Source organism: Clostridium sp. AF32-7AC (assembly GCF_003477925.1).
Lineage (GTDB): Bacteria > Bacillota > Clostridia > Lachnospirales > Lachnospiraceae > Otoolea > Otoolea fessa.
This window is the reverse complement of record NZ_QUEG01000003.1, coordinates 180929-198767: the sequence shown is the minus strand read 5'-3', so window position 1 is coordinate 198767 and position 17839 is coordinate 180929. Positions and strand designations below refer to the sequence as shown.

Sequence of the window (17839 nt, the reverse complement as noted above, 5' to 3'; positions counted from 1 at the left end):
AAAATAATATATGTAATTGAGATAAAATATCGGCAGAAAAGATATAAAACTTAAACAAAAATATTTAAGAATAATTATGGACTTGCCGAGTTTGAATAAGAGCCACAAGTCTTGGAATCCGCTAAACAAGCGGATTCCGAGACTTTTTCTTTTGCTCTGCTACTAATTTGCTACTAATAGCAACTACTCTTTTTCTATCGTTTTCAGTTGGTTGTCATTAACTTTAATAGCAAGAAACCCTGATGACTGCTGGGTTTCTTTTATATGATCTTTCTTTGTGGCATCTGGATGATTTTCCCTGATGCGGTATTTGGTGGTACTAACGCAGGTCCAAACTGAGGTCGGATTGTTACATCTGAGCCGTTGTCTTGAGTCTGAGACACTTCACATGTGATACCTGCTGCTTTAAGCAGAGGGTTATCAGATGGTGGTTCAGGTGTTGGCGAATCTGTCGCCTGCAATGATTCCAGACTATGCACAAGCTCCTGCTGTTTATGTGGAAACAGATGAGAGTATGTGTTAAGTGTTGTGGATACTTTCTCGTGTCCGAGCCTGTCTGCTAACATCAGCGCATCACAGCCCTGATTAATAAGTAAGCTGGCGTGCGAATGCCTGATATCGTGGATTCGTATCTTCTTTACACCTGTTTTTTTGCAACCTCTTATCATCTCGTGTGAGAGATATGATTTTGTTACCGGGAACAGCCTTTCATCTGCGTCAAGCATATACCTTGACTGGATATAGTCTGATAGCTCCTGGCAGAGAAAATCCGGAATCGGAATCTTTCGCTTACTTTTTCTTGTCTTAGGTGATGTAAATACATCTTTTCCTTCTATCCGCTGATATGTTCTGTTGATGGATATTGTCTTGTTATCAAGGTCAATATCAACAGGTGATAGAGCAAGCAGTTCACCTTCTCGCATACCAGTCCAGTACAGGACTTCAAAGCATATATACGATAGCGACTTGTCTTTTACACCCTCACGGAAAGCAATATATTCATCGTAAGTCCAGTAATCCATTTCCTCAGCCTTTGCTTTTCCAATGGTGCCTGCCTTGCTGCAGGGATTGGTGTTAAGGTCATAGAAACGCTTGGCGTAATTGATGATGCTGTTAAGCTCCGTGTTAATCTTTTTCAGATAGGTCTGGGAGTAATTATTCGGCGAACTCATAAGCTTCGCCTGCCATCTTCGTACATCAGAGGCTTTGATTTCATTTATCGGCTTGCTACCGAAGAATGGAAGAATATGCGTCTGTAGTACCGCCTTTTTTGTCAGAAGAGTTGACTGCTTAAGTCTTGCAACCATATCCTCCATATAAATTTCATAAAGGTTTTGAAATGTCATGTCAGGGTTGGCAGACTGTTTTTCCAGAAAATCCCTTTCAAATCCTAAGGCTTCCTTTTTGGTGGCAAAGCCTCTTTTCCACTTCTGTTTTTTGATTCCCTGCCAGTTCGTATAATAGAACTTGGCGAACCATTTACCAGTTTTTTCATCTTTGTAAGCTGGCATAAATATCATCTCCTTTTTGTAAAATTGTTGTGCAATCATCAAAGGCTATGATATAATCTACTTGTTCAGGGTGATTATAAAGCCTTCGGGTCAATCACTTACATAGCTTCGGTTATTCCTTTTGCGAGAAGGAGTGTGCCGGAGCTTTTTCTTTACTAAAGGTGTAAGCCTGCAATTATTCAGTTTTTAATCGGCTTCATTATCCAGTCTGGAATCCTTATAATATGCCAACATATCTGATTTCCATGAATCAAACTTTTCTTTTGAAATTTTTCCTGTCTGAAGCATATTCTTCTTTTCTATCCAGTTTTCCATAAAGAGACAGAAGTCTGCATCATATTTTCCATTGCCTTTGCCATTAACCTTGATCCCGGCAGTCCATTCAGGATTTTCAGGAGGTTTGGTGTTGGTCAGCTCAAATGAAAAATCAGTAAGTTCAGTTATGGCAAAGAGAGCGTTGATAACATCTGACATAGTGTGGAATTCATATGCCGGATATTTAGTAGTCGTATTATCTTTGGGAATATTATTATCTTCTGGAGATAAAAGCTCCTGCCATGGAACATTTAATTCATTAGCAATCTGTTTTAAAACATCTATCTTCATTAGTATTTCACCAGACTCATATTTCTGGATAGTGCGTTCTGATTTACCAAGATGCTGTGCAAACTCTTTTTGAGTAATCTTCTGTGCTCTGCGCTGTTTCTGTATTGCCTTCCCGATTTCTTCTGGAGAAGACATAGTGATTTTAATGGAATGAGAATTAGTCATTCTGTCCACCTTCCTTTATATGAAATAGTCCGTTGTAAAGATGCGTATAAGATTGATAATAAATGAAATACGTATCAGTAAGTGACTTATTTATGATTGTAAGATTACTTTATCATAAGCAAAAACGAATTGCAAGTGCGTAATTACAAAAAATTTTATTGACAAATTTTGAAAAGGATATTAAGATAAACACGAATTAGAAATGCGGATTAGATAAAGAACAGGATAGTGACTTTGTGAAAAAACGTATTTAAAATAACAATTTATGAAAGGAGGAGCTGCATGAAGGGTATAAAGGAAGCATTCATAGATGCAGGTGAGATAAGCCAGATGCTTGGTATCGGGATGACAAAGGCATATGCGATTATAAAGGAATATAATGCAGAGCTTGAGGCAAAAGGTTATTTCACCATGCGGGGCAAATGTCCAAGGAAGTACTTTGAACAGAAAATCTATGGTTACGAAGATTATTACAATCCGGATTATGAGCCACAGCGTAACCGAAGCAAGGTTGTAGAAGAAATGGATTATGAAGCGGCAGTTGGGGATTCTGTGATAAGTGAACAGGATGAAGTGGATATACCGCCTGAAACAAATGAATTGTCGGAAGATGGTGCTGAGATAGCAGAAAATGTGATGTTGGATGCAGATGTAATGGTGAAAGAGACAACTGAATAGGTGAATCCAGCGAGTGGGGGCAAAAAGCGCCACCACTCAGATAAGCGAGAAAAAAGTCATGGTGGCGGAAAGTGCCATCAAAATGGAAAAGTGGTGGCGGAAAACGCCACTAAAACAGTAAAATGATGGCAAAAAACGCCACCATATCAGTAATTGTGGTGGGATATTAACCACCACATATTATATACAGGGTGCAGGTGCTCCTGCCAAGACGGAAAACTGTGTAAACGCTGATGCGTTTATATTTTTTCGGGAAAAGGTCCGACCTTTTCCACATCTTGCAAAACCTATGAACACATTTTTAAGAAAGGTTGGAAAAGCAATGGTACAGATAAAAAGAGATTGGTTTGATACAGCATTAGAAAACTACGAAAGGGGAGAAACGCATGGCAGATGGAAAGAGAAGATACAAGTCTGACAGGAAAGATTATAAGGTATCTGTGAAGCTGTCGGAGAAAGATATGGATATTCTAAAAGAGGCACTTAAACGGACAGGAATGACAGCAAGTGTTTATATAAGAGAATTAATACGGACAGGTGGCAATATAGATACAAGTTATCCAGAGGACAGGGCAAGAGTAATCCGTGTTATTGCCGGTATTGCAAATAATATTAATCAGGCAGTAAAGCTTGGCAATTCACAGGGAAAGTTATATTACAGCGATATTGATAAACTGCAGAGCGGTCTGGATGATGTAAAGAAAACAGTGCTGGAAATATGGCGATTACAAAGATCCTGAATATCATGGAATCGGAAGGCAGAAATCCGGCATCGCACCTGAAGAATGCTTTGGAATATATTCAGAATCCGGATAAGACAGAAGAATGTGTACTGGTGGGCGGTATTAACTGCCTGCCGGATACAGCATTTGAGCAGATGGAAGAGACAAAGAATATATTTCATAAGACAGGTAAAAGGCAGGGCTATCATGTGATTATATCGTTTTCACCGGAGGAAAAAGTAACAGCAGAGCAGGCAATGTATGTACTCGAGCATTTCGCAAAGGATGTGCTTGGTGATGATTATGAGGCGGTGTATGCAGTCCATACTGACAGGGAACATATGCATGGGCATCTGATCTGGAACAGTGTCAGCATGACAACCGGTAAGAAATACAATTCACCTAAAAACAATTGGAAAAATCATCTCCAGCCTATTACAAATAAATATTGTGATGAGCTGGGACTTTCCGTCATGCCGGCAGAGTACAGCAGAAACCCAAAGAATATCAGCAGGGACAAATGGGAAAAGGAAATGTCAATGAAAGAGATAATTCTCAGAGATGCTAAGATGCGTGCATATGCTGCCGGGAATGTGGAGCATTTTAAATATCTGATGAAAAGACTTGGATATGTATTCAAGAAAGATGCGTGGATGGAGGTGCAGGCACCGGGATTCCGATATTATCATAGTCTGGCAAAGATGGATGAAATGTTTGCAGAGGATAGGCTTAGACATCATGTGGATATGCCTTGGATGGCAAAGCCTTATTTTTATTCGTCGGATATTAGAGGATTGCATAGGGAGAAACTATCACCATACCAGAAACGATTTTATGCAAAGCTGTATCAGTTAAGGATTGTAGAGCAGAAGCGCTTTGTAGTTGGTGGAGCAAAGTACACAGAGGATTTGAAGAGGTTTCATCAGTTACAGGATGAATATCTGCTGCTTGTGAATAATGACATCAAAAGTGTTGTGGAGCTTGTGGATTTCATAAGTCAGCAGGAAGAAAAGATTCAGCAGATTGAGAACAGACAGCATGAGATATACAGAGAAAGTTCTAGCCGGAAACGGAAGATTAAGACGGATGAGCAGTATCGCGAGTATCAGATATGGCATGTGGGAGTGCAGGAAGAACTGGACGAGTTGAAGCAGGAGAAAAGGGAAATTAAGAGGCAGATACAGCTTGTGGAAGGTATTATGCAAGAGGATTTGTATACGGCATATTATGTGGTATCGGAGGATGAGGAGATTGTTGGTGATAGGGAAATTGAGATACCGGGGATGGAAGAAGAGACTGAGGTTGAGAAAGTAACAGGAGCAGTTGTTTATCCGGATATAAATGTAACGGGAATGAATTCTGCCAATATTCATAATGATGGAAATGGGCAGAAGGAGCAAACTAATATAACGGGTAAAAGTGAATTTGGGGGAACAAAAGAAACTGTGCCTGTGGGCAAAGCAAGTTGGATTGTTAAGAAAATATCAGAACTTGGTGATTATGAGAATGTCAGTGATTCCGTTAAGGCTGATATATTCGGATTTGATATTGCTGATGTTAGTGGAAGCATAAGGTTGTTCTCGGATGTAATGAAAAGGCTGGGGATAAAACTAGACGGAGATGAGCTTTATGAGGAGTTTCAGAGAATTTACGATGAGTGTGTTATTAGAAATGCTGATAAAGTAAAGGCCGAAAATAGGTTGTGGAATAAGGGAAGAGGGAGATGATTCCTCTGCTCTTATTCTATTAGGATAGGTGGAGCAGGTCAAATATACTACAGATTGAAAAAATCAATTTGAGATTGAAATAGAATAATTCAAATGATATACTAAAGAAGTAATAAATAGTTGTGATGTCATGAAAGGGATTAATAATGGCAATCAGATACAATAAATTATGGAAACGATTAATAGATGAAAATATGATGAAAGTTGACCTTAGAGACCAGGCAGGAATTACAACAAATGCGTTGGCAAAACTAGGGAAGAATGAACATGTGAGTACACAAGTATTGGAAAAAGTATGTAACGTATTGCATTGTGAGATACAAGACATTATGGAATTCGTTCCAGATGAGGAAAGGGAAGAAAAGTAATATGGCTAAGAAGAAAACAGTTGAAAAAGCATTGAACTTAGATAGTATTTTATTTAATTGTAGGGATTACCTACGTGCGGCACGTAACTCAGGCTCATTCTTTGAAAAGAGAGATATGATGCTTACACTTGTATTCTTAAGATTTATTGGAGAAAAGTATGAAGACGGAATTGAAAGGTTAAAGCAAACGCTGATAGAACAGGGATTAGACCCGGAAGATGAAAATATAAGAGCAGCCTTTTTTGATGATGCTACTTTCGCAGATGGAACATATAATTTACCACCAGAAGCAAGATGGTCGACAATCATTAATACACCGGCTCCGGGATTAAATGTTGCACTTGATACTGCTTTGCAAAGACTCGAGGAAGAAGATTCACAATTAAAGGGGTGTTTTGTTAAAGGAACATTTATTGCACGAAATCTAGCTGCCAATGATATAAAGAAAATTGTTGATGAGGTAAACAAAATCAACCATAAGGCATTTGGCGAAGAGAAGGATCTTATTGGTCGTGTATACGAATATTTTCTTAAAGAATTTGCAGTAAATGCAACAAAAGAAGAAGGAGAATTCTATACACCGCATGACGTGGTTCAATTGATTGCAACTATGATTGAGCCTTATGATGGCACTTTATATGACCCTTGCTGTGGTTCGGGAGGAATGTTTATTCAGAGTGCTGAACTTGTAAAGTCAAAGCAGGGAAACTTAAATGGCATCAATATTTATGGTCAGGAAAAAGAACCAGCAACATATCGTCTTGCAAAAATGAATCTTGCACTTCGAGGAATTAGCCATAATCTTGGTGATGAAGCTGATTCTTCATTCACTCATGACTTGCATAAGGGATTGTATTTTAATTATATAATGGCAAATCCCCCATTTAACCTTAAAGGCTGGTATAACGACAATTTAAAAAATGACGCTCGTTGGACAGACTATGTAACACCACCGGAAAGTAATGCTAACTATGCCTGGATTCTGCATATGCTTTCGCATTTGAAGAAAGCTGACGGAGTTGCCGGTTTTCTTCTTGCAAATGGTGCATTAAACGACAGTGACACTTTAGAAATTCGTAAAAAATTAATTCAGAAAGATAAGGTGGAAGCTATTATTGTTCTTCCTAGAGAATTGTTCATTACTACTGATATCAGTGTTACCTTTTGGATACTGAATCAGAATAAAAAAGGCGGTAAATATCACGGTAGAAATCTTCGTAATCGTGAACATGAAATTCTTTTTATGGATTTACGTCAGTGGAGGGAAAACCCAGTTAAAGGCGAGAACAAAAAGAAGGTACGTTTGGTAACGGAGCAGATTGAAAGAGCAGCAGACATATACCATACATGGCAGAGCGAAGGCACTGATGGTACGAATTATGAAGTGCCTGAACTTTGTCGTAGTGTGGGTATTGATGAGATTGAAAGCAAGGGATGGACACTTACTCCGAGCAAATATATAGAATTTATTGACCGTGATTTGGATATAGATTATGAAAAGGAAATGGCTCGTATTCAGGCGGAAATGAAAGAAGTTTTGGCGCAGGAAAAGAAATCCCAGCAGATGCTGGAAGATGCATTTAGGGGGATTGGTTATGGAATTGACTAAATATAAACTTGGGAAACTGATTGAACAATGTGATAATCGAAATACCGATGAAGAATATACGGCTGATGATGTTAGGGGAATCTCTACAGGTAAGGAATTCATTGAAACTAAAGCTAATATGGATGGAGTTAGCTTAACATCGTATAAGATAGTTAAAGAGAATGAATTTGCTTATGTAGCAGATACCTCAAGGCGTGGTGATAAGATTGCTGTTGCATTTAATAGAAATGAAGGCAATATTTTGATTTCCTCAATATATACCGTTTTTTATGTAAGTAATCCAGAATTACTCCTTTCCGACTATTTATTTATGTTTTTTAATCGTTCTGAATTTGATCGTTATTCACGATTTAATTCTTGGGGGTCTGCAAGAGAAACTTTTAGTTGGGAAGATATGTGTGATATAGAAATCGACCTCCCACCACTTCCAATTCAGCAAAAGTATGTTGACATTTACAATGCTATGCTTGCAAATCAGCAAAGCTATGAGCGTGGGTTGGAGGATTTAAAACTGGTTTGTGATGCGTATATTGAAAATTTAGGACGAAAATTGCCTTGTGAGATTATTGGTGCGTATATTGAGGAATTTAATCAGAAAAATGGAGGTGGTCTGACTTTAGATTCTGTAAGAGGAATTGCAACAAGTAAAGAATTTATAAATACTAAAGCTAATATGGATGGAGTTTCTCTGAATAATTATAAAGTAGTAGAGCCTGGGATGATTGCTTTTATTTCTGACACTTCGCGAAGAGCAGATAAAATGTCGCTAGCCTTGAATCAGTCAGATGAGAACTATTTGGTATCCTCAATATCAACTGTAATGCAAACTGATAGTGCTAAGCTACTTCCTAAGTATTTGTTTTTATTCTTTTGTAGAGCTGAATTTGATCGTTATGCTCGTTTTCATTCATGGGGGAGTGCAAGAGAAACATTTAGTTTTGAGGACATGAAAGATGTATCGATTCCAATACCAAATTTGGAGATTCAGAAATCTATTGTGGAGATACACGAAGCATATATAACGCGTAAAGAGATTAACGAAAAACTCAAAGCGCAAATAAAAGATATCTGCCCGATTCTTATTAAGGGTTCTATCGAAGAGGCGAGAAAAACAAAGGAGGCGTAATCTATGGCTAGGTTAAAAGAATACAATGGTTACTATTGTGAATCGGAATATGAGTATGCCTTCATTGGTTTTTTGGAGACTGAGGGCTGGATATATTCTTCTGGTAACAACATTTCTCGCGTAACCAAGAGAGATGTGCTGATTGCTGATGATTTCAAGAAGTTCATAGTCGATACAAATCCAGATTTAACCGAAGATGAGGTGACTCAGATTTTTGATAATGTTCGACTTGTCGGAAGCGAAAGTGACTTTGCTACCTTGCATAAGGTTTATGGCTGGATGGTTAATGGCATTCAGTTTACACCTCAAGATGGTATTGCAAGGATGATACCTCTCATCGATTTTAAAAAAGATAGCAATAAGAATATTTTTCGAGTAGTAAACCAGTTCACAGTGGAATATACAAACAACGGTCAGAAAGAAAATCGTAGACCGGATGTACTCTTATTTGTAAATGGTATGCCACTGTGTGTTATTGAGTTAAAAAATCCTGCGGATGCAAATGCGACCATTTATGATGCGTGGGAGCAAATTAATATCCGCTATTGGAGAGATATTCCACATCTTTTGCATTACTGTACTTTGGCTTGTATCTCCGACGGTGTTAAAACAAGACTGGGAACAGTCCATACTCCTTATGAGCATTTTTATGCATGGAGGCGTGTGAATGATGGTGATGCAGTATATACTTTGCCTTTTGAAGAAACCGAAACAATGATAAAGGGTGTTTATGCACCTGAGCGATTCTTAGAGATTTTCAGAGATTATATTTATTTTCAAGATAGCATTTACGATAGTGACGAAGTTGAAATTGTATGTCGTTATCCACAGTTTTTTGCTGCAAGATTACTCAGGCAAAGTATTATTAATTCTGTTGTTCAAAAAAGCGGTAAAGGTGGAACATATTTTGGTGCGACAGGATTCGGAAAAACATATACTATGGCTTTTCTTGCCCGTCAGCTTGCACTTCGCTGTACAGATATACCGGAAATCGGCTCACCGACAATTATCCTGATTGTTGACCGAGATGAACTTCAAAAGCAGGGAGCAAAGCTTTTTACAAAGAGTAAGGAATTTTTGAACCTTGGTGAAGTAGCTGTTGTAAAAAACAGAGCACAGTTAAGACAGGAACTTGGCGCAAGGCAAAGTGGCGGCTTTTACATTTGCACAATTCAGAAGTTCTGCGACCGGGAAGATGACAAAATCGGTCTTATTAATGACCGACAGAATATTATATGTTTCTCTGATGAAGCACACAGAACTCAGCTTGAACATTCTAAGAAGATTCAATTCAGCAAGGATGCTGATGAAAATATGAAAGCTATGGTTTCAAAGCCATACGCAAAGGTTTTGAAAGAAGCATTCCCACAGGCTACTTTTGTTGGATTTACCGGTACTCCTATTGCAGAGACTTATCAGACTTTTGGTGATGAAATTGATAGATATACCATGGATCAGGCAGTTGCAGACGGATTGACTGTTTCTATCAAATATCATCCTCGTATTGCAAAGGTTTTACTTGATAAAGTAAAAGTAAAAGAGATTGAAGATTACTATAAAAAATGTGCTAATGATGGTGCAACATATGAGGATATCGAAGCAAGTAAAAAAGCAATGAGTTCTATGGAGGTAATTCTCGGAGAACCTTCACGATTAGAACGTCTTGCTACAGACATTCATGATCATTATATTTCTTCCTGTGCAGGTGATCCGGATAGAATACAGAAAGCAATGGTTGTTTGTTCAAACAGAAAGATTGCGTATGCGTTACTTCAGAAATTCAAGGATAAATATCCAGAATGGTTTGAAGAAAAGAAATCACCTGACGGAGTTGCTGTAACCGAAGAAGAATTGAAAGAATTGAAGCCAATGCCATTTATCGCAATGGTGTCTAGTGTTGGTAGTAACGATGAAAAAGATATGTATAATTATTTGGGCGGTGTTAAGAATGATAAGCGTTCTGAAGAACTAGACGCTGCTTTTAAACAGGAAAAATCAAACTTCCATATTGTTATTGTTGTAGATATGTGGATTACAGGCTTTGACGTTCCTTGTCTTACATACTTATATAATGACAAGCCTCTTAAGAAGCATTTGTTGATACAGACGATTAGTCGTGTAAACAGAAAATATCCTGGAAAACAATTTGGTATGGTAATTGACTATATCGGCATTCGCAACAATATGCGTGAAGCAATGAAGGTTTATGGTGGAGATACTTCTGTTGCACCTACATCTGATGATGTCGAACAGGCTACATCAGTGTTCAGGGAAGAGTTAGAAATTTTAAAAACGCTGTTTAGTGATTATGATTTATCACCTTTCTTAAATCCAGATTGTGCTCCTATCGAGCGTTACAGACTTCTTGCTAAAGCTGCCGAGTATGTATTTGCATCAACGCAGAAATTACAAACAGAAGGAAATAAGGGGACTCAGAAGGTTTCATTTAAAACCTATTTTTTAAAGACAGTAAAACGAATGAGGGCAGCTTTTGATATTTGTCAGCCTTCCGGTTATCTTGGGGAAGAAGAATCTGCACTTGCACAATGCTTTATGGCTATAGCAGGTTTTGTTCGTAAGATGAGCGGAACAAGTGAAGTAGACACTGATACGATGAATCGTGCAGTTTCAAAGATGGTTGAAGAAGCATTAAAATATAATCAGGTGGAAAGTGTTCTTGAAAGCGGAGAGGAAGAAGATATTTTTTCTCCGGAATATTTTGAAAAATTATCTGATGTCAAAATGCCAGCAACTAAATTGGAACTTCTTGTGAAAATGCTCCGTAAACAAATTAAGGAATATGGAAAAGTTAATCAGTTAGCTGCAAAATCATTTCAGGAAATGTTGGAAAAGACGATTGCAGAATATCATGAAAGACGTAAACATCTTACTGCTGAAGAAGCCGGTGAGACACAGGAAAAGGCATCAGAGGATATCATTAAGATTGCAACGGAACAGGCTTTAGCTATTCTTCGTCAGATGAACGAAAATAGAGAGAGTTTTCGAAAAATTGGCTTAACATTTGAGGAAAAAGCATTCTATGATATTTTGATTTCTCTGCGTGACCAATATAACTTTGAGTACGGAACAGATAAAGAGGTAGATGGTGTTGCAGTCAATGATAAATGTAAAGCATTAGCTAAGAAGATAAAGGATATTATTGATACAAAATCCTCATTTGCTGATTGGCTCAATAATCAGAATGTTCGTAACCAATTAAAACTTGATATAAAAATCTGCTTGGTGAAGAATGGTTATCCACCACAGTATAGTCCGGAAGTATTCAATAAAGTTATGGAACAGGTGGAGAATTTTGAGGAGTATTCCATAACAGAAGATATAGGAAATGAAGTAGATAATTCTGCAAAGATTTATCAATATGAGCCAGAGTATAGGGTGATGAAGGTTGCGGAAGATTCGGCAAAATATGGAAAAGATTAAATGAAGTATTATTTCTAGGAGGAGTTAAATTGGATTACATAGATATTATTGAAAAGAGTATATATAATATTGATTCAAAAATCTGTGGAATAATTGATGACTATAAAGTATTGCAAGATTCTCAAAAAGTTGCAGACTATGTAATTCAATTTTTTCGCACTTATTTAGAACATATTGCAGCACGTATATATGCTCATGAAAATCCTAATAAACAAGTACCAATTAGAGGAAAAGATAAATGGTATACCCAATATATGAAACCGCTCAAAGAGAATAATGAATATGGATATATATGGAATTTACATCATTCACTCCAGATTACGACATCTCATTATGTACCTGCAGAGGATGGGGCTATTCGTTTAATGGATGGTTATTTATCTCAATTATATCAGTTAAGAGATCAGATGAGAGAAAAGTTTGGATTAGTTCTGATGAGTAATCTCGACGAGTATCCGCAGGAGAAGAATTCTGAATTAGATCCATATTATGAAAAAATTTATTTTGCATTAAAGGGTATACATTTGGAATATGGCACAAAACATACTAACGATAGATATTACATTACAAGGAAAAAATACCGAACGGTAAATGGAAAAGGCTTTTTTGAATATACACTGTCATATGCACAGGAAGAAATAACTAAATTTGATCGATTTGTTGCATATTCATTTAATGATATTCCGGATAATTATTCTATTCAATGTGATTTCGCTCAAGCAAATGTAGATTTTAACGGAGTTGATATTGACATAAAGTGCCTCATTGCTTGGAATGTTTCTATACGTCCGTGCGAATTGGAGAAGTTAGCTGCAATATGTGGATATGAAATTAAAGTAAGATCTGATGATTTGTATTACAAAGCATTGATGAAATTTCTTAGTAGAACTGGAATGAATCTGATGGACATTCTTTTGGCAGATGAGGGGGACTATGAGATTTATATTCAGCAAGTGGAACTGAGTAAGAAACCTGAATTGGAAGAAACTTTTGATAAAATAAGAGAGATTATCATTGGTGAAAAACCAGGAAGTAACATTTTAAGATACATCACCGCTTATTTGAAGAATGATGTAATTAGAGACCAGTTGTCGGATCGTTCAAATAATCGTCTATCGTATTTATATCTGAAGAATGAGGCAATACCATTTGATGAAATGCCGTATGCTTCAAGTTTATGTGGACATAATTTACTAAAATCAAGATTGAATAAATGTTTAGAGATATATAATTGCGAACATCAATATGTGTCGGCAATGGTCAATAGAGAAGCATATGATAGTAATACATTATATGTAACGGTGGATGAAAATCAATTGGATTATTATCAGTATGAGGTGGAGAAATTTAATCAAAACTTGTATGAAAGCACGAAACAGCAACTTAGAAAAATTGAGACATTTACAAACCATTTGTATGTTAAGAATTATTATGAGATAACCAAATCTGTTATAGAAAAGTTACAGCAATATACTTCGGAAGCTGTCGATGGTTATTCTGATATGCTTGCAGACAAAGCAGAATTTATGAATGAAATTGATGATGTTGAAAAGCAAAAAATATTAGAAAATATCTTTATAAATTCTAGATTAGGAATGGTTTATGGTGCAGCAGGAACAGGTAAAACAAGAGTAGCAGAGTATATTGCGAAATTATTTGATGATAAGAATATTCTTTTGCTTGCTAACACAAATGCTGCGAAAAATAATTTGGAGAGAAGAATAAATTCTTCTTGTGATTGCTACACAGTATATGACTATTTGAAAAATGGATATAGCTGGAAAAGGTATGATCTGGTTATTTTGGACGAGTGTAGTACAGTATGTAATGAAGATGTTTTTAATCTGTTTGAAAAGTGTAATGCGGAAGCATATTTACTTCTTGGAGATATATACCAGATAGAAGCAATAAAGTTTGGAAATTGGTTTAGTTTTGCAAGATATTTTGTTGATAAAAAATCTGTTTATGAGCTATCAACTCCGTACAGGGCAAAGGATAAAGCAATTTTGCTTGATATGTGGACTTGCGTGAGGAAATTTGATGAAAATATGTTTGAAAGACTACAAGCAAATGGATTTATATCAACTTTAAATGAATCTATTTTTGAAAAAGATGATGAGGAAATCATTTTATGTTTAGGATATGATGGATTGTATGGAGTCAATAATATTAATAGATATATGCAGAAAATCAACCCGTCTAAGCCGATTGAATGGGGGAATTGGACATATAAGATCGGAGATAAAGTTTTGTTCAATGAGAGTAGAAGATTTGGAAACGTCTTATATAACAATTTGAAAGGTCGTATACTATCAATTGACAAGAAAACGGATGAAATAGTATTTCAAGTATTGGTTGATAAAGTTATTGATAAGACAGAGGCTGGTTTTGCAGGTATTAAACTTGTTGAGTGTGCTTATGATGATAAATCCATTGTTGAGTTTAATGTGAAAAGGCGAGTTGAGCGTGATTCTGATGCTGATTATTCTGAAGAAATCGTACCATTTCAAATTGCTTATGCGGTATCTATACATAAAGCACAGGGTTTGGAATATGAATCTGTGAAGGTTGTAATTACAGAGGATGTTGACGAAAGAATATCACATAATATTTTCTATACTGCAATTACAAGGACAACAGATAGGCTTAAAATATATATGAGTAAAGAAACACAGAATAAACTGGCAGAGAAGTTTGTAAAAAGTAATGTAGGCTTGCAGCAGGCACAATTATTTGCAGGACATGCTGGATTGAAATTGAAGAATAAATTGTCCTCATAAGTGAGTCAGTGTAAATAATCAAGAATATAATTTGTTAAAGGAGTGACACCGAATGATTGATATATACACAGAAAAAAAGGATACAAAAGATTGGATTATCAAGAATGATTTATTCTTTAATTTAAATACAAGTAATGAAGAAATGTCTGATAATGAAGTAGCATTAATTAAGCAAATCGATGATGCAAAATTGAAACCAGACAAGCATATAGAAACCAAGTATGGATTGGGAACTATCCGTAATCTTTCTTCTGGATGTAAGACATTGCTCAATATAGTAAAGCATCCCGAAAAAGTGGTGTGCGTAGAGGAATGTGGACCGAATGTGCTTAAGGTGATATTTGCCATGGATAAAATAAAGATTTATATGTCACGACCATCTCTTGCAGATATTCCGGATGATGCAATTATTAGATTTAATGATACGGATGTTGTGACAGGAAGTGCTGGATACAATGCGTGGTGGAGTAAGGAATATGAAAGGAGAGAGGCGAATGATTTATAATAAAATAGCATTTCAAGCAGATCCTTTTTCATATGATTTGGTGTTCGAAGATCGTATTACTCTTGTTGGCGGAGATAGTGGTACTGGAAAGACGGTACTTTATGACATGTTGGAGGACTTGAAGCAAACCGAAGAATATAATGCAATTAAACTATTCAATTATAAATCTGAGGATGTATTAGAGAAATTGAAACAGTGCAGAAACAATTTTGTTGTTATTGATAATGCTGATATTTTGATGGATGACGAGGTAAGGCGATTCATCAATTTTGAATTTTCGAATCAGTATATGTTATTCCTAAGAAATTGCGATGGACTGAACGTCTCAGATAAGAGTTTTAAGGTAATGAAGTTTAAGAGTAATAGGATTACTTTAGAAGAGGAGTTGTGATATGAAGTATTTATGGACAGAGGACACAGGTGCTGGACTCCACTTCTGGAAGTTAGTCAATCAGCTTTTCTTTGATAATGCACTTGTAGTTGAAAGTAAAGAGAGTAACCAAGGCGTCTTGTATTCCTTGACATCATTGAATGCAAAGGAAGAAGATGAATATTACATAGCATTTGACTATGTGCCAGATAATTAGGATATTGGAAATAAGTATCGCCAGTTGAAACAATTAGTGGAAAAGTCAGAAGCAAAGATTATTATTCTTGATATGATTTGCTTTGAATACTTTATATTGGCATTCGATAAGTTGGTGTCTTGGACTGGAACCGGTAAGACGGATAAGATAAAAATGCGCGAAGATATTCTTGCAGCAATAGAAGATCACAGAATAGATTTGTCGAAGATTGAGAATCAGAAGACAATGCAGTATTTGTTTGGATTTAAGAGATATTCTACAGAACGAGTGATGAAAACGTTGGTAGGTGAATTTATACAAAACGAGAAGTGGTCTGTTAAGGGGCAGCTTATGGGTGAATGCTGGTATAAGGATTGTTGTGTATCTGAACATATGGATAGTCTTAGGTGTGGAAAGCCAGAGGTTGAGGATGGAAGTGAGAAGATGAGGGCGTTGATAGAGTCGGAGGAAGTACAGAGGAAAATAAAGGCTATCTGTAGTAGTTGTTGATGATAGGCGTACTTTGAAAAATGTAGTTTTGATTTTGGGTCCAGTAACAAAAGAAGATGCAATGAAATCAGAGAAGTACCTTCTTTATGAAGCATTGAAAAGAGTGCAGAGGGGGAGCTTTGTCACTATCTATGGAAGAAGACTGAAGTTTTTAATTTGATATATATGGAGGTATACTTTATAAAGAAGATTAGAGTCAATACATCAATATAAAGTGAAACAAATTATAGCAACAATAGTAATTACACGGATTGTAGTATTTGTTTGCAAGTATGAGATATTGCATTTCATGTGATTATTATCTAGAGGAAATTTATATATGTATAAGAAAAGTGAAATAGAAATAGAAGTATTACCAGCGAATGAGGGGGACTGTATATTAATTACAATTGAAAAAGAAGATATACATATACTTATAGATGGTGGAACTGCAGAGACATATAGAAATTATTTAAAAACTCGTTTGATACAGTTAAGAAATGAAGGAAAGGAAATTGACTTATTAATTGTTACACATATTGATAACGATCATATAGGAGGAATAATTGAGCTGCTTAAGGAAAATGGCTCAGATATGGATTCCAAAATAATCAGAATTAAAAATATATGGCATAATAGTTACAGGCATTTACAGTTTGATAAAAATCAGACGTTAGGTAAATCTGAAAAAAATATATTGAATAAGATTATTGCTAATGGGGAAGTTTCCTTAAATTACAATGTTGGTAAGAGTAGTCCGATTAGTGCAATACAGGGAACAACACTTGCTGGGTTAATATTTGAAGGCTACTATCATTGGAATGAACAATCTGAAGGGCAGGCTATCATTAATAATGGAATAAATTATCAGTTTGGAAAAGAATGTTTTATATCAGTATTAAAACCCAATATTTCTGACTTAGAGAAACTTGGTAAGAAATGGAAGATAGATTTAAAGAAATCAAAATACTCATTTGTATTTTCGGAAGATAAGTTATTTGATGACGCTTTCGAATACTATTGTCGTTGTATGCCAACAGATGGAAATGGAAATAATGAAAAGATATGTTACTCGAACCATAATACAGAAGAAATGACTATTGAAGAAATTTCTAGGGAACCAATGAGTGAAGATAATTCTATTACGAATAGGTCTTCTATTTCAGTAATAATTAGATATAGAAATAAGAAGCTCTTGTTTTTGGCGGACAATATAGCTGATGATGTTCTAGAGTATTTATCACAAGAAGACAGGGGGTATTCATTAGTAAAATTACCACATCATGGTTCCGCAAATAATATTAGTGATGATTTTGTTGAATGTATAGAATCCGATACATATTTGGTTTCAACAAATTCAGAAAAGTATAATCATCCTGATATAGAAACATTGGCAAAGATTGCATGTAAGAGAACAGAGTATGTTAAGAGAATATATTTTAATTATAAAATTGACAAAGTTGCAGATTTTGAAAAGAAAATTTATGGAATGAATGATATAGAGTTTGTTTATTTAGGGGAAGGGCAGAAAATATATCTGTAGAAG

15 protein-coding genes are annotated in these 17839 nt (G+C 36.0%); 13 read left to right on the top strand and 2 right to left on the bottom strand.

Features of this window, described 5'->3' with window-relative positions; all coding sequences use genetic code 11:
- Nucleotides 1-260 precede the first annotated feature (260 nt).
- Together DWZ45_RS06565 and DWZ45_RS06560 are read right to left on the bottom strand one after the other, a co-directional pair.
- The gene (locus DWZ45_RS06565) at nucleotides 261-1511 is read right to left on the bottom strand and encodes a site-specific integrase (protein WP_182426642.1); all 1251 of its coding nucleotides are present in this window, start codon (nucleotides 1509-1511) and stop codon (nucleotides 261-263) included.
- Nucleotides 1512-1697: 186 nt separating this feature from the next.
- Nucleotides 1698-2282 carry a helix-turn-helix transcriptional regulator gene (locus DWZ45_RS06560; RefSeq protein ID WP_118468236.1) on the bottom strand — a complete coding sequence of 195 codons (585 nt, stop codon included), beginning with the start codon at nucleotides 2280-2282 and terminating at the stop codon, nucleotides 1698-1700.
- A 282-nt stretch (nucleotides 2283-2564) separates the two neighbouring features.
- Between DWZ45_RS06560 and DWZ45_RS06555 the strand changes: the two genes are divergently transcribed.
- From DWZ45_RS06555 to DWZ45_RS06500, 13 genes are all read left to right on the top strand, one after another.
- A complete protein-coding gene (locus DWZ45_RS06555) occupies nucleotides 2565-2960 on the top strand; it encodes a hypothetical protein (protein WP_118468234.1) in 396 nt (131 codons plus the stop codon).
- Nucleotides 2961-3346: 386 nt separating this feature from the next.
- Nucleotides 3347-3700: a plasmid mobilization relaxosome protein MobC gene (mobC, locus tag DWZ45_RS06550; protein ID WP_118468232.1), complete on the top strand. Its 354-nt coding sequence runs from the start codon at nucleotides 3347-3349 to the stop codon at nucleotides 3698-3700.
- On the top strand, nucleotides 3679-5409 hold the full coding sequence (locus DWZ45_RS06545; RefSeq protein WP_118468230.1) for a relaxase/mobilization nuclease domain-containing protein: 1731 nt from the start codon (nucleotides 3679-3681) through the stop codon (nucleotides 5407-5409). Before mobC ends, DWZ45_RS06545 begins: the two co-directional genes overlap by 22 nt.
- Nucleotides 5410-5555: 146 nt before the next feature.
- Entirely contained in the window at nucleotides 5556-5777 is a 222-nt protein-coding gene (locus DWZ45_RS06540) for a helix-turn-helix transcriptional regulator (protein ID WP_118468228.1), read from the top strand.
- A gap of 1 nt (nucleotide 5778) precedes the next feature.
- Nucleotides 5779-7386 carry an N-6 DNA methylase gene (locus DWZ45_RS06535; RefSeq protein ID WP_118468226.1) on the top strand — a complete coding sequence of 536 codons (1608 nt, stop codon included), beginning with the start codon at nucleotides 5779-5781 and terminating at the stop codon, nucleotides 7384-7386.
- Complete coding sequence (locus DWZ45_RS06530; protein ID WP_118468224.1) at nucleotides 7373-8512, top strand: restriction endonuclease subunit S; 1140 nt, start codon at nucleotides 7373-7375, stop codon at nucleotides 8510-8512. Before DWZ45_RS06535 ends, DWZ45_RS06530 begins: the two co-directional genes overlap by 14 nt.
- 3 nt (nucleotides 8513-8515) lie before the next feature.
- Nucleotides 8516-11953: an HsdR family type I site-specific deoxyribonuclease gene (locus tag DWZ45_RS06525; protein ID WP_118468222.1), complete on the top strand. Its 3438-nt coding sequence runs from the start codon at nucleotides 8516-8518 to the stop codon at nucleotides 11951-11953.
- Nucleotides 11954-11982: 29 nt separating this feature from the next.
- A complete protein-coding gene (locus DWZ45_RS06520; protein WP_118468220.1) occupies nucleotides 11983-14733 on the top strand; it encodes an ATP-dependent RecD-like DNA helicase in 2751 nt (916 codons plus the stop codon).
- A gap of 52 nt (nucleotides 14734-14785) precedes the next feature.
- Nucleotides 14786-15238, top strand: coding sequence for a DUF4869 domain-containing protein (locus DWZ45_RS06515; RefSeq protein WP_118468218.1), 453 nt, complete (start codon nucleotides 14786-14788; stop codon nucleotides 15236-15238).
- On the top strand, nucleotides 15228-15629 hold the full coding sequence (locus tag DWZ45_RS06510) for an ATPase (RefSeq protein ID WP_118468216.1): 402 nt from the start codon (nucleotides 15228-15230) through the stop codon (nucleotides 15627-15629). Before DWZ45_RS06515 ends, DWZ45_RS06510 begins: the two co-directional genes overlap by 11 nt.
- A gap of 1 nt (nucleotide 15630) precedes the next feature.
- Nucleotides 15631-15825, top strand: coding sequence for a hypothetical protein (locus tag DWZ45_RS14650; RefSeq protein ID WP_227589621.1), 195 nt, complete (start codon nucleotides 15631-15633; stop codon nucleotides 15823-15825).
- A 24-nt stretch (nucleotides 15826-15849) separates the two neighbouring features.
- Nucleotides 15850-16314 carry a hypothetical protein gene (locus DWZ45_RS06505; RefSeq protein ID WP_227589622.1) on the top strand — a complete coding sequence of 155 codons (465 nt, stop codon included), beginning with the start codon at nucleotides 15850-15852 and terminating at the stop codon, nucleotides 16312-16314.
- Between the two features lie 319 nt (nucleotides 16315-16633).
- The gene (locus tag DWZ45_RS06500; RefSeq protein ID WP_118468214.1) at nucleotides 16634-17836 is read left to right on the top strand and encodes an MBL fold metallo-hydrolase; all 1203 of its coding nucleotides are present in this window, start codon (nucleotides 16634-16636) and stop codon (nucleotides 17834-17836) included.
- Nucleotides 17837-17839: the final 3 nt, after the last annotated feature.

Bases quoted from the DNA above. Each gene is read 5' to 3' on its own strand.
- DWZ45_RS06525 (WP_118468222.1), top strand. From the start codon at position 8,516: ATGGCTAGGTTAAAAGAATACAATGGTTACTATTGTGAATCGGAATAT.
- DWZ45_RS06545 (WP_118468230.1), top strand. From the start codon at position 3,679: ATGGCGATTACAAAGATCCTGAATATCATGGAATCGGAAGGCAGAAAT.
- DWZ45_RS06515 (WP_118468218.1), top strand. From the start codon at position 14,786: ATGATTGATATATACACAGAAAAAAAGGATACAAAAGATTGGATTATC.
- DWZ45_RS06555 (WP_118468234.1), top strand. From the start codon at position 2,565: ATGAAGGGTATAAAGGAAGCATTCATAGATGCAGGTGAGATAAGCCAG.
- DWZ45_RS06500 (WP_118468214.1), top strand. From the start codon at position 16,634: ATGTATAAGAAAAGTGAAATAGAAATAGAAGTATTACCAGCGAATGAG.
- DWZ45_RS06565 (WP_182426642.1), bottom strand. From the start codon at position 1,511: ATGCCAGCTTACAAAGATGAAAAAACTGGTAAATGGTTCGCCAAGTTC.
- DWZ45_RS06540 (WP_118468228.1), top strand. From the start codon at position 5,556: ATGGCAATCAGATACAATAAATTATGGAAACGATTAATAGATGAAAAT.
- DWZ45_RS06535 (WP_118468226.1), top strand. From the start codon at position 5,779: ATGGCTAAGAAGAAAACAGTTGAAAAAGCATTGAACTTAGATAGTATT.
- mobC (WP_118468232.1), top strand. From the start codon at position 3,347: ATGGCAGATGGAAAGAGAAGATACAAGTCTGACAGGAAAGATTATAAG.
- DWZ45_RS06530 (WP_118468224.1), top strand. From the start codon at position 7,373: ATGGAATTGACTAAATATAAACTTGGGAAACTGATTGAACAATGTGAT.
- DWZ45_RS06560 (WP_118468236.1), bottom strand. From the start codon at position 2,282: ATGACTAATTCTCATTCCATTAAAATCACTATGTCTTCTCCAGAAGAA.
- DWZ45_RS06510 (WP_118468216.1), top strand. From the start codon at position 15,228: ATGATTTATAATAAAATAGCATTTCAAGCAGATCCTTTTTCATATGAT.
- DWZ45_RS14650 (WP_227589621.1), top strand. From the start codon at position 15,631: ATGAAGTATTTATGGACAGAGGACACAGGTGCTGGACTCCACTTCTGG.